Below are 22,987 nucleotides of genomic sequence, written 5' to 3' on the forward strand. Positions count from 1 at the left end.
GAGCTATTGTGAAACAGTTACAGGCTCATCCAGGATTCCGGCGTAGAATACGATTATTCTGGCGGGTTCCTGGCCCTGACTCAGCCCGTAATGCCATTTGTCCACCACTTCGACAATGGCATCCCCGGGTTCAAGGATCAGGACCTCACCCTGTTCTGTAATAACAGCCAGTTCTCCCTGGAGCAGGACTCCTGCATTGATGACCGGGTGTAAATGCATGGGCAACTCTGTCCCTGCAGGGATGGATATTTCCAGAATGGTTATTTCAGGCTGACCCTTAGGGTATGTTGGCAGGAGCTGTCCGTCCCAGCTTTTGCTGGTCCGGGCCAGGACCCGGACTTGAGGATCTGAGGACTCTGCCCGGGCTGAAAACGGAACAAGTATGATCAGGGCCAGAACCAGACACCAGTATTTCATGAAGATCGGTCTCCTTTTTCTTGAAGGTCCTTTTTGAGTTTGATGATCCGGGCAAAGGACTCGTTAATTCTTTTTTCAGGAATTCTTCCCTGTTTGACCAGCTCCAGGATCACTCCCCCGGCTCGGGCAGCAATATCCTGTTCATAAACCAGGTTGTTTCCAAAAATGATCATGTCGGCACCAGCCATGATGGTCTGTTCCAGGGCGGTTTCCAGGCCGAAATGGTCTGTAATGGCCTTCATCTGCATGTCATCAGAGATGATCACTCCGTCATAACCCATCCTGGTCCGCAACAGGCCGGTCAGGGTGGCATGGGACAGGGTGGCCGGCCATTCAGGGTCCAGATGAGCATTAAACACATGGGCGGTCATGACCATGTCTGCACCGGGTGATTCAAAAAGCAGGGCATAGGGCTCAAGTTCAACTGCAGACCAGGTCTCAGTGACATCAGTAAAGCCCAGATGGGAATCCCGGGTTGAACTGCCGTGACCTGGAAAGTGTTTCAGGGCAGTTAATACCCCCAACTCACGGTGGCTGGCAACAACCCGGTCCGCATGCCGGGCAACCAGGCCTGGATCAGAGGAAAAGCTCCGCTCTAAAAGACCGATGACCGGGTTGTCCGGATTGGTATTAACGTCCACCACCGGGGCCAGATTCAGATTGATGCCCAGGTCCTGCAGGGTGGAAGCGGTTTGAGAAGCATACCTTGAAGTCAGATCCGGGTCATTTTGCAGGCCGAGCCAGGCCTGGGACACTGATTCTGGAAAACCCCGGTCCTGCTTCAGCCTTGCTACTCTCCCCCCTTCCTGGTCCACAGCAATGAACAAGGGGGTGGGGCTGGCCGACTGCAGGGCATTTGTCAGCTCTCTGAGCTGGTCCGGTGAAAGGATGTTTCGGTCCGGACTGCGCTGGGCAACATCGTAATCAAACAGGATCACTCCCCCCACCAGGCCTTGCTGGATATCCCTGATTATGGGGCTTTTTTCATCCACATGAGTACCCCGGAACCCGACCATGAGCATCTGCCCGATCTGCATGGCCAGTTCTTTGTCCTGATCTGGGCCGGCCTGGCAGCTGGCAGCAAATCCAAATGAAACCGCCAGCCAGACCAGGAGGACCGGGATTATTTTTCTGGACTGGAAATGGATCATCTGCACACCCCCATGGAACCAAAGGCGCAGACCCGGCCGTCTGTCCAGATGGCCCTGCTCAGGTCGGCATTGGTCAAGGCTGCTCCTTCCATTCTGGCCCCATACAGATAGGCATGAATAAGCCTGGCATTGGTCAGGTTGGCATTTCTTAGATCTGCGTTTTTGAGATAAGCGCCCTGCAGGTTGATTCCTGCAAGGTTTGCTCCCTGCAGACAGACCCCGGGGCATCTGGTGTAAGGCTGAAGGACGCAGCTGTCCATGACCTGCTGGGCCGGGGCAGGTCCGGATAGAAAAAGCACTGCCAGAAAGAGCATTGATCCAGCAGTGATAAGCATGGTTCTTGAGAGTCTGAACATGTCCATCTCCTTCAGGGTATCAGCCTGATAAGGGCTTTTTCAACACTACTGTCAGGGTCTCCTGGTCATTATCAGGACAAGTTAATGATTTGTCAGGTACATGAGCACAGCCAGGCGTTCCTCCTGGTTCAGCAGGCCATGGCGCTTGGCCTTCATCCGATCCACTGTTCTTTCCCAGAAGGCCAGATTCTGTCCGGTTCGACGGTTAATGCGCTCCAATCCATGGCAACTGCTGCAGCGGTTCTGGACCAGGATTTCTCCCTGTTTCTGCAAAGATCCTGCCTCAATGCTCACAACAGGGTCCAGACCATAAAGGATGGCAACGCAAAAACAGATCCCGATGAAAGTAAAGATTTTTGGCATAGTCAGGGCTCCTGTAAAGAGATTTTTTATTTCAAGGCCTGGAAACTACCAGGAACAGGTCAGGCTGATCCGGGTATCTTTCCTGTCCTTCAATTATTGTGCCTCACTAAGATATTGGCTGCAGACAAGGTTTTTGGCCGGTCATGAGCTAAGGCAGGAAGGGTTGTCTGCCCAAAAAGTCTGCATCATGGCCAACTATGTTGGCCATGGCCAGAGCCCCAGGTAAGTCAATGCAGGGTTCTCCTGGTGTGGTTCAGATTAACAGGTCTGACTATCTTCCAGCCGGTTCACGGATCAGGCTCATTCCGAGCGCAAAGCCTGGATGGGGGTCAGGTTGGCTGCCTGTCTGGCCGGATAATAGCCGAAAAATACCCCCACTGCCGCAGAGACCCCCACACCGATGAACAGGGCTCCGTAGATGATCTGAAATTCCCAGCCGGAAAACCAGGATATGCCGTAAGAAACACCCAGTCCGATGACTATGCCGATAAGTCCGCCCAGAAGGGACAGGATTATGGACTCCATGAGGAACTGCCCCTGGATGTCCATTTTCTGGGCTCCCAGGGCCCGGCGGATTCCGATTTCCTTTCTGCGTTCAGCCACTGAAACCAGCATGACATTCATGACTCCGACTCCGCCCACAATCAGGGAGATACTGCCTATTGCGCCCAGAAGCAGGGTGAACATGCGCATCTGTCTTTCCATATGTTCGATTATCTGCTCTGCACTGCGGACCAGGACCTGCATGGGTCTGGGCAGGTCTGCAAAATAGTCCTGAATGACTGTTTCAGCCTGTTCATGGGATATGCCCCCGGCCTTGACCGCCAGGATGTTGTTGATCCTGTTCTGGGTGTTCATGCGCCCGGCAGTGGAAATGGGAATCAGCAGCCCTTCCGAAGCCTCATAGGGTCGCATTCCGCCCAGGGAGGCAGGGGCAAGTTCGCCGACAATGGTGAATCTGCGGTCCTCAAAGTAGAGGTCCTGGCCCACAAAATCATGGAATCCCTGTTCCCTCATCTTTCTGGCCAGTCCGCCGCTGACAACAGCCTGGTACATGAGGTAGTCAAGGTCGGAAATGAACCTTCCCTCCACCAGACCCAGCTGGTTAATGTGCATAAAGGACCCGGTCACGCCAATGCCCGGAATGGCCATCCTCTCGCCCTGAAAACGCAGGTCCCCATAGACTGAAATATATGGTGCAACATCGGTCACTGCCTGGCCTGCATGGGCCAGGGCCATGACCTCTTCCAGTCTGAAGCCCTGCTCCTGTCCGGAATCTCTTCTGGACCAGCCCAGCTGAATATTCAGGACATCAGTGCCCATTTCCATGAACTGTTTCATGCTTTCGCGCTGGACAATGGTCCCTGTGGAGACCAGGGCGATGACCGAGCCGATCCCAATGACAATGCCCAGCAGGGCCAGGACAGTTCTTTGTTTTGAAGAAGCCAGGCTGCGCAGGGCTTCCCTGATATTGGCCCTGAGCATCATGCTGCACTTCCTGCCCGGTCTTTGACAGTCCCGTCCTGCATGTGCACCTTTCGCTGGCACTGGGCCGCAATTTTGGGATCATGGGTGATGATGACCATGGTGACCTTTTTTTGTCTGTTCAGCTGGAGAAAGAGATCCATGATGTCCTGACCGACCCTGGTATCCAGGGCCCCGGTAGGTTCATCAGCCAGAATGATGGCCGGCTGGCCGCACAGGGCTCTGGCTATGGCCACCCGTTGCTGCTGTCCTCCGGAAAGTTCAGAGGGTTTATGGTGTCTGCGGTCATCCATGTCCACCAGGGCCAGGTTCTCCCTGGCCTTTTCCACCTGTTCTTTTTCCCGGACTCCCCGGTAGATCAGGGGCAGACAGACATTTTCCAGGGCTGTAAGCTTGGGCAGGAGGTTGAACTGCTGAAACACAAAGCCGATCTTCTGGTTGCGGATGGTGGACAGTTCACGGTCGGACAGAGCTGAAGTCTCCTGGCCGTTCAGAAGGTAGCGGCCGGAATCCGGGAGGTCCAGAAAGCCCATGATGTTCATCAGAGTGGATTTGCCGCAGCCTGAAGTACCGACAATGGCCAGAAGTTCTCCAGCCCTGACCTCAAGGTCTACTCCGTTCAGGACGCTGACCTTGACCGGTCCCATCTGATAGGACTTGAAGATCTGTTTCATTGCAATCAGACTCATACTCACCAGCCTGCCAGCCTGTCTCCGGGGTTGACTCCGGACAGGACTTCAACTGAGCGCAGAGTGGTCATTCCTGTTTGGACCCTTTGTTCGGCTATGGAGTTGTCAGGCCCAACCATTCTGACCATGGGAGTTCCCTGGAAGGTGCGTACAAAGGAAATGGGAACCAGCAGGGCATCTTTTTTTTCATAGACCACCACTTCAAGATCAGCTGACATGCCCACCCGGATCAGATCCAGGACCCTTTCCTCTACCTGGGGAAATGTGATCCGGACATCAAATTCAGCTCCATGCCTGCCTGAGCCGGACACGGCCTGGGCTGAAATGTGGGTGACCACACCTTCAAGGGTGATGCCCGGAAAAGCATCGCCCCTGGCCTGGACAGGCTGACCCAGAGAAATTTTATGAACATCTATCTCATCTACCCTGGTGCTGACAGTAACCCCGCTCAGATCACCTACAGCAAGCAGGCTTGCTCCGGAATTTACCATGGAGCCTTTTTCCAGGGATATCTTCTTGTCATCTGCTGCTACCGGCTGGATGACCACCCCGGAGACCGGAGCAGTGATATTTCTGCCTGCCAGTTGTCTTTCCAGGTTTTCCAGATTGACTTTGGCGTTTTCCCTGTCCATTTGAGCCAGCTCAATATTCTCAGGGCCGGCTTTTTCCCGGACTGATTCAAGTTCCTCCAGGGCAGACTGGACATCCTCCTGGGAGCTTTCTTTCTGGCGCCTGGCGCTTTCAAGCTCCTGAGCCGGAATCACACCGCTCTGGTAGAGCAGTTCCGCCTCTTCCAGTTTCCTTTCATTAAGGGCCAGGGTATCTCTGGCCCTGGCCAGGCTTCTGCGGGCCCTGGTCATTTCAGTTCCCGTGTCCCAGTTCAGAAGATTCTGGAGGTGCTGGTTGGCCTTGATAAAGTCACTCCTGGCGTTGCGCAGTTTTATTTCCAGGCCAGAGGGGTCAAGGGCCAGGAGCAGATCGCCCTGTTCAACCATCTGGCCAAAGGAAAAGTTACGCTGGGTGATCATGGCCTCAAAGGGCGCAGTTACAACGATTTCCTCCAGAGGCTCCAGCTGCCCGGACAGGGAGACCGAGGCTGAAAGGGGAGCTGGCTGGACAGTGTGATAAGTTGATTCAGCCTGTCCCGGAGAGGATGTCCGGGCAGATGATTCCTGGATTCTTTTGACCAGGGTGTTGCCCTGGAAGTAGTACAGGCCTATGCCCAGAAAAAGGCAGATGATCAGTATGCTTGAGACTACCCGGACCACCTGGACTTTTTTCAACGCCCGCTGCAAAAGTTCGTTTTTGGCCTCCAGGTCCTGGTAAGCCCGGCCCAGTTTGCGGGCGTCCTCTTCCTGTTTTTTCTGAAGACCCTTGATCTCGGTGATGTCGGAAAAAACCAGGATGACTCCGCTTTTATCCTGGTGCCCGTCTTCCCGGCCCAGGTAGGAGGAGGTTATGGACAGGATGGCGGTTGAGCTGTCAGGCCTGGCAAAGTCCACAGTGGAGGTCAGACCGATGCCCTGCTGATATACGGCATCCAGAACCACCTGATTGAACTGGTCGTTGGTTTCAGCCTGGTCCAGGAAAATCATAGCGAACGGTTTTCCCATGGCCTGCTCAGGATCAAGGCCCAGGATCCGGCCTGCAGCTGAGTTGAACATGATGATCCGGCCCTTGAAATCCAGGGCCATGACCCCGTCAGCCATGTTTTCCAGAATGTTCTGATAAAATGATTCAGCTGGCATTCATCCTGCTCCAGGTGATTTGGTTATATCCTGGGGTTGTTTTCAAGGGCATCCAGACCGGAAGGTTCCTGAATAGCTACGGTTAAATCCGGGTCCAGGCTGCCCTGTTCCAGGGGGCTGATGGATGAAAACACCCCGGCAGCCTCAAAAGCTGCCCAAGTTAATTCCCCAGCATCCAGGTCCTGCGGCCAAGGAGTTCCTCTTCCAGATCGGCCCGGTGGGGAGTGAATTCAATCTCCCAGGTATCAAGGCTGGTGGCCAGCAGCCTGTCAAGATCGGTTAAAACATTTTCATAGGAAATGATGGCCTGGATTTCAGCCAGGCGGTCATCACGCAGTTTATCCTGTTCCCTGATAAAGTCCACGTTGGATATCCTGCCCAGCCTGAATTCCAATTCGCTGACCTCAAAGCTCTGTTCAGAGAGCTGTCTGGTCCGCCTGGCCATCTCCACCTGCCTGTGGGCGGACTGGACCCTGCGCACTTCGTTTCTGACCTGGTTTTCCAGATTTTCTTCGGTGGTCAGGATGTTCATGGCAGCTTTGCGCAAGGCTATCCTGGCCTGGAGCAGAGGGCTTTCACGCTGGTACTTGGCATTCCCGTACAAAGGCAGAGGAATGTTCAGGGACAGGCCCACATTCCATTCATCCCTTCGGTAATCAGGGTCAGGTCCGTGCCGGTCCCGGTTCCAGCCCTGGCTGTATCCTGCGTCCAGGGACAAATCCCACATCTTCTGATTTTCAGCTTCCAGAATGCTCAGCCGGGCCACTTCCTTCTGATTTAATGCGTTCAGATAGCCTGAATTACGGGCAAAAGCGATTTCAAGGCATTGTTCAAGGTCAGGCTCCACGGTCCGGTAGGCTATTTCTTCTGTGGGGATAATGGTGATGTCCCGGCCGATATTCAGGCTGTTCAAAAGGGCCAGATGGGCGTTGTCCAGACTGGACCTGGCGTTTTCCAGGGCGAATTCCTGCCGGGCCACATTGGCCTCGGACTGCAGGATCTCGTTGGCTGCTCTGCGTCCGGTGGTGATGAGCACCCGGGTTAGTTCCATCTGCTGCCTGGCCTGATGCAGGGATTCCTGCTGGACCTTCAGGTCCTGGTAAGCACGCAGCAGATCTCGATAATTCTTAATGACCAGGGTCACGGTATCAATGACAGCATCGCGCATGGAACGGACGGCATTTTCCTCATTAAGCCTGGCCTTGGTCACCGAGGCAGTGCTGTAGGCCCATCCTCCGTCCTTGAGCAGGGGCTGGCTGAATTCAACTCCCCAGCCTGTATCCATGGGCTGTCTTCTGGCTGAAGCGTCACGGGTGGAGGTCCTGGTAGTTCTGGCCCGGTTGTCCCAGACAAAAGACAGCTCAGCCCCGGTGGGTATGTTCTGACTGATCCTGGTGGTGGCATAGGTCCCGGTGCTGCGGGTGGTCACTCTGGAGTCAGGGCGATCATCTCCCTGATAGGTAGTGGACTCTTCTGTGATATCGGTTTCAGCTCCCAGGTCGATCTCCAGGTCCGGATGGAACTTTGTCAGGTCCCGGCGCAGATTGAATCTGGCCAGGACCCTGTCCAGGTAGGCGCTTTCCAGAGAGCGGTTGTGGCGCAGGGCCATGAACACCGCATCAGTCAGGGACAGTTCCATGACCAGTGGGTAGCCTGATGAAGCCGGGGTTTCCCAGGCCTGAGACTGGCCGGGTACAATCAGGATCAGGTAGAGCACAGCGATGGCCGGCAGGAGCCAAGTCTTGTTCAGGACCCTGAGTGTCATAGATTATCTGGGGGGATGAAGTGATGTCATGGGATTATTACCTGATCCAGTTAGAAAAAAAGAAGTTTTTTGTCAACGGATTATTCTGGACACTGCTCCGGGTCAGCCCGGACATGGGTTTTGACCAAAGATGAGGGCTTTACATTTATTATCAGAGTGGGTTAACCGCTCTTGGTCGTAATTTTTTAAAAAAGAATGGATGAACGTGCTATGGACAAGGAAAAAGTATTGACTCCTGAAGTGGACCGGCTGCTGAAAAAAATGGAACAGATCTGTCATGATCTGGCCTGGAACAAATTTGAGCAGGCAGATGATCTTTTTGAGTTGACCAGACAGAAGAGATACCCGGAACGTATTGCCAAACTGGCTGAATCTTTTGGCATGATGCTGGTCAAGGTGGAAGCCAGGGAATACCGCATGGAGGAAATGCTCAAGGAACTGCAGCAGGCCAGAAAGCAGCTGCTCAAAGAGAATGCCGGTCTGAAAAAAGGCCTGCAGGAACGTTTTTCCAGCAAGAAAATCATCGGCCGGAATCCTGAAATGCGAAAAATACTGGATCAGGTGGAACGCATAGCCGACACTTCAGTCAACGTACTCATCACCGGAGAGACCGGGACTGGAAAGGAGCTGATCGCCAAAGCCCTGCATTATAATTCTCTGCGGGGACCTAGTCCGTTTGTGGCGGTCAATTGTTCGGCTGTTCCGGAAACTCTGTTTGAAAGTGAGCTGTTCGGGATTGAAAAGGGGGTGGCCACAGGAGTGGCCATGCGCAAGGGCCTGCTGGAACAGGCCCACAAGGGCACGCTCTTTCTTGACGAAATCGGAGACATGCCCCTGTCCAGCCAGGCCAAGATCCTCCGGGTCCTGGAAGAGCGGGTGATAACCAGGGTCGGCGGCAAAGAGCCTATACCTGTGGACATCCGGGTGGTGGCGGCCACCAACAGGGACCTTAAGGCTGAAACAGCAGCAGCAAGGTTTCGGAGCGATCTTTTTTTCAGGCTGAATGTTGTTTCCCTGTGCCTTCCTCCCCTGGCTGAACGGCCGGAAGATCTGCCCCTGCTGGTGAAAAGATTCATGGATGTCCATTGCCGGAGCATGAACCGGGCATCCATGAAGGTCAGTCCTGAGGCCATGAGGGCTCTTTTCAGCTATTCCTGGCCGGGTAATGTCCGTGAACTGGAAAACGAGGTGGAGCGCTTGGTTGCTTTGGCGTATTCTTCAGTTATCAGGCTGGAGGATCTTTCCTTGAGTATCCGGGAGTCAGCCCGGGCCAGCCGGAAAAGTCCTGCAATCAGCACTGCTCCAGAGACTGGAACAGGAAAAGACCAGGACCTCAAAGACCTTCAGGACAGACCAGAAGCAGAAGTTCAGAGCCTGGCCAAAGCAGAAAAAAAACTTGTGCAAAGGGCCCTGGAGGTCTCTCAGGGCAACAAGACCCAGGCTGCCAGACTTCTGGGCATCAGCCGGGAAGGGCTGCGCAAGAAAATGAAAAGGCTTTTCTGATCAAGCCCTGCAGCAGGCCAGCCAGACTGGGGCCGGATCTGGAAGGAGCAGGCTCAGTCCTGGTCATTGATCCTGCACAGGGGCATAAGATGGCAATACCTGCAGGTTTTATCCCCTGGACGGGGCAGCGGGTCAACCAAAGCCAGCCCGTCCTTTAATTCACCGGCTATGAGCCCGAGTCTTTCTTGCCAGGTGGCCAGGGCCTGTTCCAGGTCTGCCTGGTCCAGTCGGTGTTTTCTGGCCTGGGAATCGTTTTCAAGGATGGGACTGGCATTGTCAACAAGTCCGTGCAGCTTCATTGCTCCGGCATTGATCTGGGCCAGGACTACAGCTGCAGGAGTGGTTTGAGCGGCCTGGGCATAAATGGGCAGCTGGGGTTCAATGATCCGCTCCTGCATCCACATGGCCTCGATCTTTTCCATGGCTGCCCCGGTCTTATAGTCGATGATCACCGGGCGGCCGTTATCCAGTTTGTCCATCCGGTCCAGCCTGGTTTTGATCCGGATCCCGTTTATAACTGCTTCTTCGTTTTTCTCCAGAGCCAGGATTTGAAAGTCTTTCCGTTCCAGCTCAAGATCAAGCCAGTTCTTCAAGTGTGTTTTCAGTCTGAGGACTTCGATATCCATGAATTCAGCTGTAAACAGGACATGTCCATTTCGGGCGAATTCATGCACAGCAATCTCAGCCACCCTGTCCAGGAGGGGCTCAAGGGTGTTCAGCTCTTTTAGTTCCCTGAGTTCCTCCAGAGAATATATCTCCTGCCAGGTGAGCATCAGAGCCCGGTGGATCAGGTTTCCCCGGTCAACCGGTCCCAGGGCGAACAATGGTTCTTCAACAGGCAGGGCACCCAGCCGGTGTATTGCGTATCCTTTAAACGGACACAGGGCCTGGTCCTGAAAGGCCCTGGTCCCTCCGGTCAGCTGGTGGCCCCTGAGGGTCAGTCCGTGGTCGTCAATTATCTCTTCAAGCCGGGAATGCTGCCGGAATAGCCCGGAAACATCCAGGGCCGGCCGGATATCCACTTTTTCCGGCTCAATCAATATGAATTTCTTGATAAAAGGACTTTCCAGAAGGTCCTGGTCATCCTTTTTTACCGAATAGCTGAAGGTTATGTTTGGACATGACTGAAGGATGGAATCCATCAGTTTTTGGGCCAGCTCCAGTTCCCGGGCCGGAGAAGAACCAGGAGTGAAGTTTTTCCGCTGGAGGTCCACCGGCAGAAACGGGTTGGGTTTGCTTGGAGCAGGCAGGACATCTGCGTTCATATTCATGACCCACAGATGGTCAAATTCCAGGCCGGGAATTTCCAGCAGCCCCAGGATCTGGACTGGAACCTGGCCTGATTCGGGCTGAAATATTTCAGTATGGGCCAGGCTGGTCAGCTTGGACAGTGCTTTTGAATAACTGATTTTTTGCAGCACCTTTTCCAGGCCGGACAGTTTGGTGAGCTGGCTGTTAAAGGCTTGAACGGTCTGGAATTCCGGGCTGTTTAAAGCTCTGGCATCAGGCCAGCCAGCCAGTTTCAGGAGCCGGGAAAAGACAGCTGCCCATCTGGCCGGACTTTGAAAGGGGTCCTGGTCCTGAACAAGCTCTTGGGCCTGATGAAATATCCGGACAAGTTCTGGGCAGTGCCACGGTCCAGACTGGTCCGAGGCCAGCTCCAGGACCAGGTCCGGGGTCCTCCAGGGCTGGCCCCCCTGGCGGATCTTTGTATCCAGGGCCGATCTGGCTGGAAATTCATCAGAACCCCCGAAGATAAAGGGAGAATTCAAAAGGACACTCAGTTCCTGAATATCCCACTGGTCACGGACTAAGAAGTCCAGGAACAGAAGTCCGCAGCGGACCAGGGGCCGGGTGGACAGGGGTTCACCCAGGGACAGGTTGAATACCCTGTTTTCCGGTTCAGTCGGAACAGTAAGCTGATCCGGATGAAAAATCCGGTCAAAGGTCCGGACCAGCCGGTTTCGATAATTCTCAAGACCCGGGACCAGGATCCCGATGCTGATTCCGGGATCATTCAGGATCAGGTTCAAGGCCCAGCAGGCGGCAGTTTCTGCTTCCTGGCTGAATTCATTAAAAGCGACCTTATCAATATTCGGAGCAGCAGATTTTTTTTTCAGGACAAACAGGCTGGTCCCCTGCCGGCTGAGGACCCGGAGAAGATCGTTCAGAGCCGGGTCAAATTCATAAAATCCGGCCAGGACCAGTTGTTTGGGGATTTCCAGCCGGTTTTTCTCCCACAGCCGGCTGATAAAATCAGACAGCCCTGCCCGGTACAGAAATTTTTCCTGGGAGCAGACATTCATGAAAGCCCTGGCCCACCCTGCAAAAACTCTGACCTCGCTTTCCAGACAGGTTTCAAGTTCTTCAAGGGAAAACCTGTAGCGGATCATGGTGTCAAAGGCCCTGCCTGCGGCGGCAGCCATTTCTGAATAGCCTGAAAGAGCCAGGTCATGACCGGATTCGGCAATTATTTCCTGCCAGATGGTCTTTTCCTGTTCCGGGGTGAGCAGGCTGGGGTAAGACCGGTCCTTTTGAGCTGAAAAAAAGGCTTTTTCCTGCCAGGAACTCAATGGAAGCAGGGTGGGAGTTTCCCAGACCAGCTGGTTTTTCTGCTGCTGGTACCGGGCAAAGGCCATGTTCAGATGCCTGGAAAGACGCCTGGTGGAAGTGACCAGCTCGCCTTGGGCTTCAAGAATTTTAAATACTTCGCTTTTTTCAGCAGGCTGAAAGTTCATGAATAATCACCGCGTCTTTTTCCGGGATCTGCAGGGCAAGGTCCACCAGGTGCCGGTGGTGGGTGAAAAAAAGGACCTGTGTTTTCCGGGACAGTTCAGCCAGCACGGCCAGGGTGTTCAGGGATCGCTGGTCATCAAAGTGGACCAGGATGTCGTCCACCATAAAGGGAAAGGGAGGATTGTTTTCAAGGTATCTGTATATTCCTCCCAGTCTGAGGGCCAGAAAGAGCTGGTCCCTTGACCCGTCGCTCAAGTCATTCACTCCCAGCTTTTCTCCCTGGACCCTGGCAGCCATGATGACCGGCTCACCTTTTTCATTGAAATCGGTAATGATGGTCTTAAAAGCCCCTGAAGTGATGGTCTGGAAGATATCCCCGGCTGTTCTGAGGACCGGCCCCTGGTTGGCTGATCTGTACCTTTCCACTTCTGCAGCCAGGATGTCAGCGGCCAGACGGAACCGGATGTACTGCTGGACGTTTTCTTCAAGGGAGGCTTTCTGATCCTGGATGGCCTGCTCCACTTCCAGGGCCCTGGAAGTGCCGTCCATATGTTTCAGTTTGAGCTGGAATTCACGCTTTTCTTCAATAATGGCGTCCCGTTCAGTGTTCAGCTCCAGCTTCTGGTTCTTAAGGCTGGAGATTTCTGCCTGGAGCTGGTCCGGATCTGATTGACCTGCCGTGGCCACGAACTGATCCAGGTTCTCTCCAGCAGCAATGCTCTGCAGCTTATCCTGGAGGTGTTCGAATTTTGTCTGGAGCTGGTTTTTTCTTCTGAACTGCTCAATGATATCCGGCAGGAGATCCGGCTCTGCAGCATCTGCTTCCCTGCACAGGTAAGCCAGATCCTTTTCAAGGATTTCAAGTTCGGTTCTGTTTAAATCGATCTTTTCCCTGGTCTCAACAAGGCGCTGCTCAATGCGGTCCTTTTGGTCGGCCTTTTTCTGTTCATCCCTGAGGCGGGCATGGAGTCTGGCAATAATGTCCTCGGGCCGGTCCTGTCCGGTCCGGGTATAATCAAGGCTGGACATAAGATTGATCACCTGGCTTGTGAATTCCCGGCATTTCTTTTCCAAGCTGTTCTTCTGGCCAGCCAGCTTTTCTGCCTGAGCCCGGCTTGAAAGGATATCCTTGATGATCCGGATTTCCTCCAGGGTATCTTCAGGCCTCTGCTCGGGGCTGAGGCCGGTTTCAGCCAGGGCCCTGGTCCATTCAGACTTTGTGCTCTGCAGATCCTGGTTCAGGTCGTTTATTTTCAGTTGGATTTTCTCCAGGACAGATGCGGTCTTTTCCTGCTCAAACTCTAAGCTGGTCCTGGCTTTCAAGAGTTCCGAAGCCTTGTTCAGGGCCTGATCAGTCAGGCTGGAAAGGGTGATCAGGTCTGCATCTCCGGGCAAGGAAAAGCCCTCCCGGGTCAGGATATCCCGGGCTGCAGCCTTTAACTGAGCTGTTTTTTTCCGGATCAGGTCAAGGTCCTGGCTTTCTTGGTCCAGGTTGTCTTCCAGCCGCCGGATTTCATTGACCTTGGCTGTCCAGGCCGACATCTCCCTTGGTGACAGGGGAGATGAATCCAGGCCCGGCCAGAGATGGGCCCACTTTTGGAGGATGGCTGTGTGCTGTCCGGTTCTGGACTCAAGCTCTGCTTCCAGTTCTTCTGTTTTGAGTTCAAGCCCGGCAATCTCCCTGACCAGTCCTGAACTGGCAGCCACCCTTTCAGCATTGGCCAGAAGGTCATCTGCAGCTGCATCAACCTGAGACAAGCTCTTTTCAAAGCCAAGGGCAAGGCTGTCTGATGAAGTCTGAACCAGGAAGGTGCTAATCTGAGATTGATCCTCCTGGTGATCCAGCCAGGCGGTTTTGACCAGAGACCATCCGTGATCTCTCAGGGCCCTGGCCTTTATCAGGTCGTCCGGAGAAGGCAGGGACCGGTCCGGATCAATCCCGTTGAGTTCCCTTTTCCTGGAAGAGATAAGGTTCTGCAGATCCTGGATCTCCTTTTGGATCAAATCAACTCCGTGCCGGGATTCCTGAATTTTCCGGTCAAAGAGGTCAATGGTTTCCTGCAGAGGCAAAACAAGGCTGGAAAGCTCTTTTCTGGAACCCTTCCACAGTCCCAGGGACTGGATCTGCTTGTTGATTTTTGAGGACAGTTCACTGACTTTTCCGGCTGCAGTGCTTTCCTGTTCCATGAGTTCAGGAGACTGGGCCAGCCTTCTTGATAAAATCTCCAGGTTTTTCCGGTCTGGAACCTTTTCAAATTTTGCCAGCCGGTCCTGGGTGGTTGTCAGGTCTTTTTGGGTTTCCCAGAGGTCCCTTTGGGCCTGGGTGATGCTGCTCTGCAATGAATTCAGTTCCCTGGCCAGGGATTCAAGTTTTCTGGTCTGCAGGGTATTCAGCTGGATCTGATCCAGATCCGCCGGGGTGAGGTGGCTGGGAAGCATTTCAGTCTTTTGTTTTATAGAGCCTTGAATCTCCCTGATATCCTGTTCCAGGGCCAGGATATTCTCCCTGGCCTGGGCAACAGCTGAAGCCTTCAAATGAAGCCGGTCGATTTCAGGGGCAAAATCCAGGGCCTTTCCAGAGACAGGGATATCTTTCAGTGCATGGACCAGCTTTGACTCCAGCTGGGACAAGCTGCTTAATTCAGACTTAAGGCGGTTTAAACCGGCCAGGATCTTTTCCCTTTTTTCTGGAAAGTCCGGACTCAGGACCGGTACCTGGCCCAGGGCCTTTAACTGGGATTTGAGTTCCAGGTAGCCCGATATCAGGGGAATGGCCTGGTGAAACCTTGACTTGCGACTGATTTCAGATTCCAAGGATCTGATTTTTCCTTCGATTTCATCCTTGTTCTGAACTGCCTTTTCCAGGCCCTGTCTGAGGGTTTTCCACTGTTCAGGCTTCAGGGCGATTTGCTGAAGCTCTCTGCCCAGCCGGGATATTTCCTGGATATTCTGCCATACAGGCTTGGAATAAGCCCTGGGGGTGAATAATTCATCAGCTCCCTTTCTCAGGTCTTCCAGAGTCAGGCGCAAACTGGTTATTCCGGATGCTGCTGCAAACAGGGTTTCCCCCAGGTGGCCGCCGCCTTCCAGGATTTCCTTTGCACCAAGCCGAAGGCTCTGGTGTCCCAGGCTGAACATATTGGTATACATATCCCTGGTCAGGCCGGTCATGAGCCCATTGAGCACTGCCGGGTCAATTGCCTGCCCAGCCTGATTTACCAGGTCGTTTTTAGCCCGCTTGAACCTGGTCAGGTCCAGGGTCGGACCGGTCTCTGTCTCCAGTTCAGCACCTACAGCCAGGTCCTTGTAGCTGTGCAGGAAGGCATCAGGAGTGGTGTGCCCGAAACCGAAAAAAAACGAGTCCAGGGCCCGCATGGTGGTGCTCTTGCCGGCTTCGTTGGGCCCAAAGATGATCTGCAGTCCGGATTTGGGGCTGGAAAAGTCCAGTGTCTGGTCTGTGAAACAGCCAAAGGCCTTTAAATGAAGTTTTCTGATTTTCATGGCACGGGTCCTGGGTCACCCTGAGTTGATTGTCTTGGACAGGGCAGGGATGATGATTCGGCGTGCTTCTTGAATAAGCTCTCTGCGGACCCGGGCATTGTTCAGATCCGGCAGTTTAAAGCCGGTCCCGGACAGCTTTCCAGCCAGATCATCCAGATTGAAGCCGATTTGTTCAAGGTTCTCAGGGCATTTTTCCAGTTCGTCCAGAAATCTGGCCAGGTCTCCCTGGGGAGACGGGCTTTTTTTGAGTTCTTCGAAATCAATGGCCGGGAAGGTGTTGAGGATTATTTTTTCCACCCAGATCTGCTGTCTTGAAACATCTGTGGCAATCCTGCGGATGGAGGCCTTGAGAAGTTCCCGGTCCTTTTGCAGCTGATCATGGACCGGCCCTGTTCCGGTGAGGACTATTCTGAAGGCCATGGGCCTGCCCTGGGATTCACTGGAAAAGCTCTGCTCGATTTTTATTGCAGCAAGATCCAGGACCCTGGAAAGGGTATCTGACTGAGAGATGTCTATTTCCAGGGTCTTCCAGCGGAATACATCCAGGGCAATGGATTCAGTCCGGACTGAACCGGAATTGTCCACATCCACCCGGACGCAGCCCTTGGGTCCGGGCTCTCTGATGTGCCGGCCCTGAATGCATCCGGAAAAGATCACCGGCGGGTGGCTGTGAACTGTTTCAGGGCGATGGATATGACCCAGGGCCCAGTAATCATAGTTTTTGGCCAGGAGATGGTCCAGGTCGCATGGCGCGTAACCGCTGTGGCCGGGACGGCCGGACAGGGAGGTGTGCAGCAGCCCTATGTTGAAAAGGCCGGGCACAGGTCCGGGAAAGTCAGGCACAAGGTTGTCCAGGACCTCCTGGGATCTGAAGCTCTGCCCATGGACTGCAGTTCCCAGGTCCTTGATGATCCAGGTCTCGGCCCGGGACCAGGAGAAAGTCCTGACGTTGTCCGGCAGCCTCAGGGATCTGGTCATGGAATTGCCTGCGTCGTGGTTGCCGTGGATAAGGGCGACCCTGGTTCCGGCATGCTTGAGTCTGTCCATCTGCATGGAAAAGTGGAGAAGGGTCTGGAAATCAGGACAGTCAGCATCATAAAGATCACCGGCAATGAGCAGCAGGGGAATCTGGTTGTCCAGAATGTACTCAACAAGATTGGCCAGAGCCCGTCGGCCGGCCTGCCTGATTTCCCGGGCCGGGGCTCCTTCGTAACGGTCCAGACCGCGCAGCGGGCTGTCCAGGTGAAAGTCAGCAGCATGAATAAAGGTCAGCATTTATAAAGAATACCAGCTTTAGTCTCAGGCCTCAATAAAGATTTATGCAGACAGTTAATTGAAGATGGATCATTACCAAACCGGCAGTTTAGGTCCAGAGGGACTTGTCAGCGGGTTGTTCTTGATTTTCCCTGGAAAGAAAATTAGGGTTTATTTCTAATCAACAATTCTTGTGTCTCCAGTTATGATGCTGGTTTCAGGATATCAAAGATGACTTCTTCCAAGCCGCTCAGTCCAGGAGAAATGGACACCCTCCTTAAAAGAGCCCCGGTGGGGATTTTCCAGAGCACTCCTGATGGTCGCTACCTCTGGATGAATCAGACTACAGCCAGGATTCACGGCTATGAATCCCCCCAGGAGATGATGGATTCGGTTACGGACATAGCCCGGCAGATATTTGCTGATCCCGGGACCAGGGACCGGCTTCTGGATCTTTTGGAGAAACACGGGGAAGTTCTTGACTTTGAAAGCCGTCAACTCAAGAAGGACGGGACAGTGATCTGGATTTCGGAAAATATCCGGGCTGTCCGGGATGATGAAGGTAGAATCCTGCACTATGAAGGATTTATTACGGATACAACTGAAAAGAAAAACATCCAGTGTTTTCTGCAGGAGAGCGAGTCCAAGGTTCGGAAAAAGCTGAAGACCATTCTTGAACCTGAGGGCGATATTTCGGGTCTGGAACTGACCGACATAATCGACCATCAGGATCTCCAGGCCCTGGTGGACAATCTGTATGGACTGGTCCGGATCGGGATGGCCATTCTGGACTTGAAGGGCAATGTTCTGGTTTCCACCGGCTGGCAGGACATCTGTTCCAAGTTTCACCGAGTGCATCCTGAAACCCTGAATAATTGCAAGGAAAGCGATTTATGCCAGAAAGAAAACCCGGCTCCCGGCCAGTTCAGGCTATACAGGTGCGGCAATGGATTATGGGACATGTCCACCCCCATAATTGTCGGAGGGAAGCATTTGGGGACCCTTTATTCAGGCCAGTGTTTTTTTGAAGATGAAAAGGTTGACCGGGAGTGGTTCAGAGCCAGGGCCCACCGGTTCGGATTTGATGAGCAACAGTACCTGGCCGCCCTGGACAGGGTCCCCAGGCTGGACCGGAAGACGGTCAACACCATCATGTCCTTTTATGCCCGGCTGGGATTGATGATCGCCGAGCTGAGCGAAAGAAACATCAGGCTGTCCAGAATAATCATGGAACGGGACAGGCTGATTGAGTCCCTCAAGGAGAGTGAAGCCAGGTGGCATTTTGCTCTGGAGGGACCAGGAGACGGAGTGTGGGACTGGAATGTCCAGACAAACAGGATCTTTTATTCCCGTCAGTGGAAGACCACTCTGGGGTATAGGGATGATGAGGTCGGCGACACTTACCACGACTGGGAATCCCGGCTGCATCCTGATGATGTCCAGATGGCTGTGAATGAACTGAACAGGCACCTCAAGGGGGAAACCCCTGTGTATAAATGCGAATTCAGGCTGAGGTGCAGAGACGGGTCATACAAATGGATCCTGGACAGAGGAAAGGTTATGGAGCGTTCTCCTGATGGAGAACCAGTGAGGGTCATCGGGACCCACACCGATATAAGTGATCGCAAAGATCTTGAAAACCAGCTGGTCCAGGCCCATAAGATGGAGGCAGTGGGAACTCTGGCAGGGGGGATAGCTCATGATTTCAATAATATACTTCAGGCAATAGTGGGCTATTCCCAGCTTCTTATATCCAGAAAGAATGCCCAGGATCCTGATTTTAATGCCCTGGAGCAGATCAACAGGTCAGGTGAACGGGCTGCCGGTCTGGTCAATCAACTTCTGGCCTTTAGCCGGAAAATGGAATCCCGGCATCAGCCTGTCAACCTGAACCAGGTTGTGCTTGAGTCGGAAAGGCTTCTCAGGAGTACCATCCCGAAAATGGTTTCCATGGAGCTTGATCTGGAAGAATTTCCCCGAACCATCAGTGCAGATCCGGTCCAGATTGAGCAGATCATTTTAAACCTGGTCAATAATTCCGTGGATGCCATGCCCAGAGGGGGGAAGGTTGAAGTCAGGACCCGGAATACAGTCCTGGACGAGGCCTTTTGCCGGGTCCACCCGGAAGTGACTCCAGGGGAATATGTTCTGCTGTTGGTTGCCGACTCAGGGTGCGGCATGGACAGGGAGACACGGAATAAGGTTTTTGAACCTTTTTTCACCACCAAGGAAGTAGGCAAGGGAACCGGGCTGGGTCTGGCTTCAGTATACGGCATTGTCAAGAATCATGGTGGCAACATATTCTGTCGGAGCAGGCCTGGAAAAGGTACTGAATTCAAGATATTTCTTCCGGCCATTAATTCCTCCGGACCAGAAACCGAGGCCAGTGTGGAGGAGCCGGCACCCTCTGGCGGAACCGAGCACATTCTGGTGGTGGATGACGAAGCTGAAATCAGAAAGCTGACCAGAGAGGTCCTGGAAGGCTCGGGGTACAGGATTACTTCGGCTGTGAATGGTGAACAGGCCCTGGAAGTCTTTCAGGGCCGGGGAAAAGATATTGACCTGGTGATTCTTGATCTGAACATGCCGGGCATGGGCGGGTATTCCTGCCTGCATGAACTGAAAAAGATTGATCCCGGGGTCAAGGTGATCATCTCCAGCGGCTACACCTACAGCCTTGATCAAAGCCTGGCCAACGGGGCAGCTGATTTTGTGGCCAAACCTTACCGGATCAGTGATTTTCTGGGCCGGGTCAGGGCTGTCCTGGACAAATAGGATGTTTTTCAGCAGGTCCTGTGCCAGACATTCATGCTTTCAATACTGCCTGCTATATGGGTGTTGTTGGTCAGGGTCCCGGCATACTGAAATCCGGCTCTGGCAAAGGTGATATTCATACCGAATGACCCTGACCTGGCAATGGTGTACAGGGTTTTTATGCCGGCCTTGGTCATGTGAGTACCCATGGCTTCCAGGAGTGCTCCAGCCAGATTCCTGCCCCTGTGCCCGGGCAGGGTGGCGAAGTCAGTCATCTCTGCAGCCAGGCTGGACATATCTTTTTCAGCTGAAGCCAGTCCAGCCAGGTTTTCGCCGCATAAGACCCCGAAATAGGAGACATTGTCCTGCATGGTCTTTTCCAGGTAATCGGGCTGGAAAATAGGGAAGGGATAGGAGTTGAACACCAGGGAATAGAGTTCAGCCATAGCCGGGATATTCTCAGGAGTCATGGCCCTGATCCGGTAGCCCGGGGCAAGACTGGACCCGGATGAGCCCCTTTTTTTATTTGATGTCCTTAGAACTTTCTGGGCAAGTTCTTTGTTCCGGCAGCTGCTGCGCTTTTCCTCCAGATACATTCCCATGAATCTGGCCCCGTCCTGTCTCCGGTAAAATCCAGGTATAAAGGCTTCGGTCTGATATCCGGCTTCAGCAAAAGGTTTGGCCAGACTGTCGGGGACCTTGGCAAATATCTTGGTATAACCCTTTTGAACGGCCAGGTTTTTAAGCCGGGGCGCTATTTCGGGACAATCAGCCGGATCAAGGTCCATGAGGTAGGCCCGGTTGCTCAACGGCCCGTGCTGAACCAGGGATTTGCCGAGCCGGACCATCTTATCAGGCCACATTGTTTCTTCTCTCCATCCGGACATTGTCCATGGGGGTCAGGCTGCAGGTTGTGTCACTGTCTGAAAGAAGCTTTTCAATGCCCACGCACTGCTCCACAGCATCATCCTCTTTAAGCTTAAGGTTGCAGGACTTGCAGTTTCGGTCACAGAACGTGGCCTGATAACTTTCAGGTTCTGAATAGGTGGTAATGACCCCTTCAAAGTTGCGCAGGATCACTTTATTGGCCCCCCAGGAAACAATATAATTGGGCATAATGGGGATTTTGCCTCCTCCTCCCGGAGAATCAATTACATAGGTGGGCACGGCAAAGCCGCTGGTATGCCCCCGCAGGCTTTCAACGATTTCAATTCCCTTGCCCACTGGAGTGCGGAAATGGGTCAGGCCTTCGGAAAGGTCGCACTGGTATATATAGTAAGGCCGGACCCGGTTTTTGACCAGTTTCTGATTCAGGGTCCTGATCAGACGCTGACAGTCGTTCACCCCGGCCAGAAGAACGGTCTGGTTGCCCAGGGGAATGCCGGCATCGGCCAGCCGGGTCAGGGCTGCCCTGGAAGTGGCGGTGATTTCCCTAGGGTGGTTGAAATGAGTGTTGAACCACAGGGGATGATGTTTTTTAAACATATCCACCAGGTCCTGGGTGATCCGGTAGGGCAGGACCACCGGCATCCTTGAGCCGATCCGGACTACTTCAACATGATTTATTTTTCCCAGTTCTCCAAGGATCCAGTCCAGGCGTTCATCAGAAAGCATCAGTGGATCACCTCCAGAAAGAAGCACATCTCTGACCTGGGGGGTATTTCGTATGTATTGTATTCCTTTAAGCATTTCTTTTTTCCCCGGCATGGTGTCCTGGTCCCCCACCTTTCGCTTTCTGGTGCAGTGCCTGCAGTACATGGAGCAGATATTGCTGATATGGAACAGGACCCGGTCGGGATAGCGATGGGTGATGCCCGGGGTGGGGCTGTCTTCTTCCTCATGCAGCGGATCAGACATGTCTGATCGCTCAATGATCAGCTCCTGGGGGGATGGAAAAGACTGGCGGAAAACAGGATCGTTTTCATAATCATCCGGTTCGATAAGAGACAGGTAGTATGGTGTAACAGCCATGGGAAATTTTTCCGTTGTCCTGGCAAAGGCCTTTCTGGTGGTTTCGGAAAATTTCACTCCCAGAAGCCGTTCAAAGCTGTTAATGTCCCGGATGGAATGTCTGATATGCCATTTCCAGTCGGTCCATCCTGATTTCCAGTCCGACCACTGCTTTGAGGATAAATGGAGTTCAGGTCCTGGGCTGGCAACAGACCTTGGGGTGTGGCTGAACCTGTTTTTTGGGTTTCTTGCCAGAATTTTGGCGATTCTTTGGGCTATTTTACGGTGTTTGTCACTTATTTTGGGCATTTTTATCCTGTTTTGTCTTTGGAGCAAGCATTATTGCCTGTCATCCTGGTCATATTCCAACCATTAACTATAATAAATCCAGAAAATAATCAAGTTTTCCTGATTCAGGCTGCTTTTTGCCCTTTTTGAGCTTGATATGGCCAGCCTGGCTTGACTGATTACTGCTCAAATGGTCAATATCAGGCAGCACCTTGGGGACGGTTTTATAAGGCGCCCTGAAACAGCCTGTTTTTTTGTTCAGGACCAGAAAAGACCATCTTCAGGGCTTATGAATTTTTAGATTCCACAGGGTATGTTGACGAGCCGTTTATATTAAAGGAGGGAAGCATGGGAAACGAGCTGGACAAGTTCTGGAGAATAAGGCTTGATCAGGTCAAAGAGAGTCTTGAAGAAAACAACTTCAGCTGTTTTGTGGCCGAAGATCCGGATGAAGCCAGAAAGCTGGTCCTGACTGAGGTTGTAGCCAGGCTCAAGCCTGGGTCGGTGTCCTGGGGAGGTTCGGCAACCTTTAAGGAAACAGGACTTTATGATGCCTTGAAGGACAGGAGTGATATGGAAATACTGGATACTTACGACAAGAGCATCAGTCCTGAAGCCTCCTGGGAACGAAGAAGACAGGCCCTGCTTTGCGACCTGTTCATCACCGGGACCAATGCCCTGACCGAGCAGGGCTTCCTGGTCAACCTGGATATGATCGGCAACCGGGTCGGTGCCCTGACCTTCGGCCCCAGAAATGTCCTTGTCCTTTGCGGGAGGAACAAGGTTGTGGCTGACCTGGATGAGGCCATGGACCGGATCAAGGATATCTCGGCTCCAGCCAATGCCATGCGTCTGAACAAGAAAACACCCTGTGTCAAGACAGCCTACTGCCATGACTGTCAGAGTCCGGACCGGATCTGCAATGTGTGGACCATTACTGAGAAGTCTTTTCCCAAGGCCAGGATAATTGTTGTCTTGATCAACAGGGATATGGGGCTTTGATGCAGGGATGTCCCAGGCACGGTCA

Annotated in this window: 16 protein-coding genes; 3 read left to right on the forward strand and 13 right to left on the reverse strand. The window is 53.2% G+C overall.

Annotated features, from left to right (window positions below):
- Positions 1-3: 3 nt before the first annotated feature.
- The 8 genes from P771_RS0109345 to P771_RS0109390 form a co-directional block, all read right to left on the reverse strand.
- Positions 4-417: a cupin domain-containing protein gene (locus tag P771_RS0109345; protein ID WP_028574945.1), complete on the reverse strand. Its 414-nt coding sequence runs from the start codon at positions 415-417 to the stop codon at positions 4-6.
- Positions 414-1,568 carry a glycoside hydrolase family 3 protein gene (locus P771_RS17090; RefSeq protein WP_035244258.1) on the reverse strand — a complete coding sequence of 385 codons (1,155 nt, stop codon included), beginning with the start codon at positions 1,566-1,568 and terminating at the stop codon, positions 414-416. The genes P771_RS0109345 and P771_RS17090 overlap by 4 nt, the downstream gene beginning before the upstream one ends.
- Positions 1,565-1,924, reverse strand: coding sequence for a pentapeptide repeat-containing protein (locus tag P771_RS18330; RefSeq protein WP_028574946.1), 360 nt, complete (start codon positions 1,922-1,924; stop codon positions 1,565-1,567). Before P771_RS18330 ends, P771_RS17090 begins: the two co-directional genes overlap by 4 nt.
- Positions 1,925-2,005: 81 nt before the next feature.
- On the reverse strand, positions 2,006-2,287 hold the full coding sequence (locus P771_RS0109360) for a hypothetical protein (RefSeq protein ID WP_150112169.1): 282 nt from the start codon (positions 2,285-2,287) through the stop codon (positions 2,006-2,008).
- Positions 2,288-2,587: 300 nt separating this feature from the next.
- Positions 2,588-3,775, reverse strand: a complete 1,188-nt coding sequence (locus P771_RS0109370; protein ID WP_028574949.1) for an ABC transporter permease — start codon at positions 3,773-3,775, stop codon at positions 2,588-2,590.
- A complete protein-coding gene (locus P771_RS0109375) occupies positions 3,772-4,461 on the reverse strand; it encodes an ABC transporter ATP-binding protein (RefSeq protein ID WP_244147314.1) in 690 nt (229 codons plus the stop codon). The genes P771_RS0109370 and P771_RS0109375 overlap by 4 nt, the downstream gene beginning before the upstream one ends.
- Positions 4,462-4,463: 2 nt before the next feature.
- Entirely contained in the window at positions 4,464-6,209 is a 1,746-nt protein-coding gene (locus P771_RS0109380) for an efflux RND transporter periplasmic adaptor subunit (RefSeq protein WP_028574951.1), read from the reverse strand.
- 160 nt (positions 6,210-6,369) lie between these two features.
- Entirely contained in the window at positions 6,370-7,974 is a 1,605-nt protein-coding gene (locus P771_RS0109390) for a TolC family protein (RefSeq protein WP_028574952.1), read from the reverse strand.
- Positions 7,975-8,184: 210 nt separating this feature from the next.
- Here P771_RS0109390 and P771_RS0109400 point away from each other — a divergent pair, with 210 nt between their 5' ends.
- Positions 8,185-9,477, forward strand: a complete 1,293-nt coding sequence (locus P771_RS0109400; protein WP_051617240.1) for a sigma-54 interaction domain-containing protein — start codon at positions 8,185-8,187, stop codon at positions 9,475-9,477.
- Between the two features lie 53 nt (positions 9,478-9,530).
- On the opposite strand, the gene P771_RS0109405 is transcribed toward P771_RS0109400, so the two are convergent.
- Genes P771_RS0109405 through P771_RS0109415 form a run of 3 tightly spaced genes read right to left on the reverse strand, consistent with a single transcriptional unit; the run spans position 9,531 to position 16,989 of the window.
- Positions 9,531-12,215 (reverse strand): PD-(D/E)XK nuclease family protein, encoded by a 2,685-nt coding sequence (locus P771_RS0109405; protein WP_028574954.1) that lies wholly within the window; start codon positions 12,213-12,215, stop codon positions 9,531-9,533.
- The gene (locus tag P771_RS0109410; RefSeq protein WP_028574955.1) at positions 12,196-15,714 is read right to left on the reverse strand and encodes a YhaN family protein; all 3,519 of its coding nucleotides are present in this window, start codon (positions 15,712-15,714) and stop codon (positions 12,196-12,198) included. Before P771_RS0109410 ends, P771_RS0109405 begins: the two co-directional genes overlap by 20 nt.
- A gap of 15 nt (positions 15,715-15,729) precedes the next feature.
- Positions 15,730-16,989, reverse strand: coding sequence for a metallophosphoesterase family protein (locus P771_RS0109415; protein ID WP_028574956.1), 1,260 nt, complete (start codon positions 16,987-16,989; stop codon positions 15,730-15,732).
- 210 nt (positions 16,990-17,199) lie between these two features.
- On the opposite strand from P771_RS0109415, the gene P771_RS18335 reads away from it, so the two are divergent.
- Complete coding sequence (locus P771_RS18335) at positions 17,200-19,743, forward strand: PocR ligand-binding domain-containing protein (RefSeq protein ID WP_051617241.1); 2,544 nt, start codon at positions 17,200-17,202, stop codon at positions 19,741-19,743.
- A gap of 8 nt (positions 19,744-19,751) precedes the next feature.
- Here P771_RS18335 and ablB read toward each other — a convergent pair whose 3' ends face one another.
- Entirely contained in the window at positions 19,752-20,585 is an 834-nt protein-coding gene (ablB, locus tag P771_RS0109425) for a putative beta-lysine N-acetyltransferase (protein ID WP_028574957.1), read from the reverse strand.
- The gene (gene kamA / locus P771_RS17105; RefSeq protein ID WP_084301807.1) at positions 20,575-21,981 is read right to left on the reverse strand and encodes a lysine 2,3-aminomutase; all 1,407 of its coding nucleotides are present in this window, start codon (positions 21,979-21,981) and stop codon (positions 20,575-20,577) included. The genes ablB and kamA overlap by 11 nt, the downstream gene beginning before the upstream one ends.
- Positions 21,982-22,308: 327 nt before the next feature.
- Here kamA and P771_RS0109445 point away from each other — a divergent pair, with 327 nt between their 5' ends.
- Positions 22,309-22,962, forward strand: a complete 654-nt coding sequence (locus P771_RS0109445) for a lactate utilization protein (protein ID WP_028574958.1) — start codon at positions 22,309-22,311, stop codon at positions 22,960-22,962.
- Positions 22,963-22,987: the final 25 nt, after the last annotated feature.

This window comes from Desulfonatronovibrio hydrogenovorans DSM 9292, from assembly GCF_000686525.1.
Classification (GTDB): Bacteria; Desulfobacterota; Desulfovibrionia; order Desulfovibrionales; family Desulfonatronovibrionaceae; genus Desulfonatronovibrio; species Desulfonatronovibrio hydrogenovorans.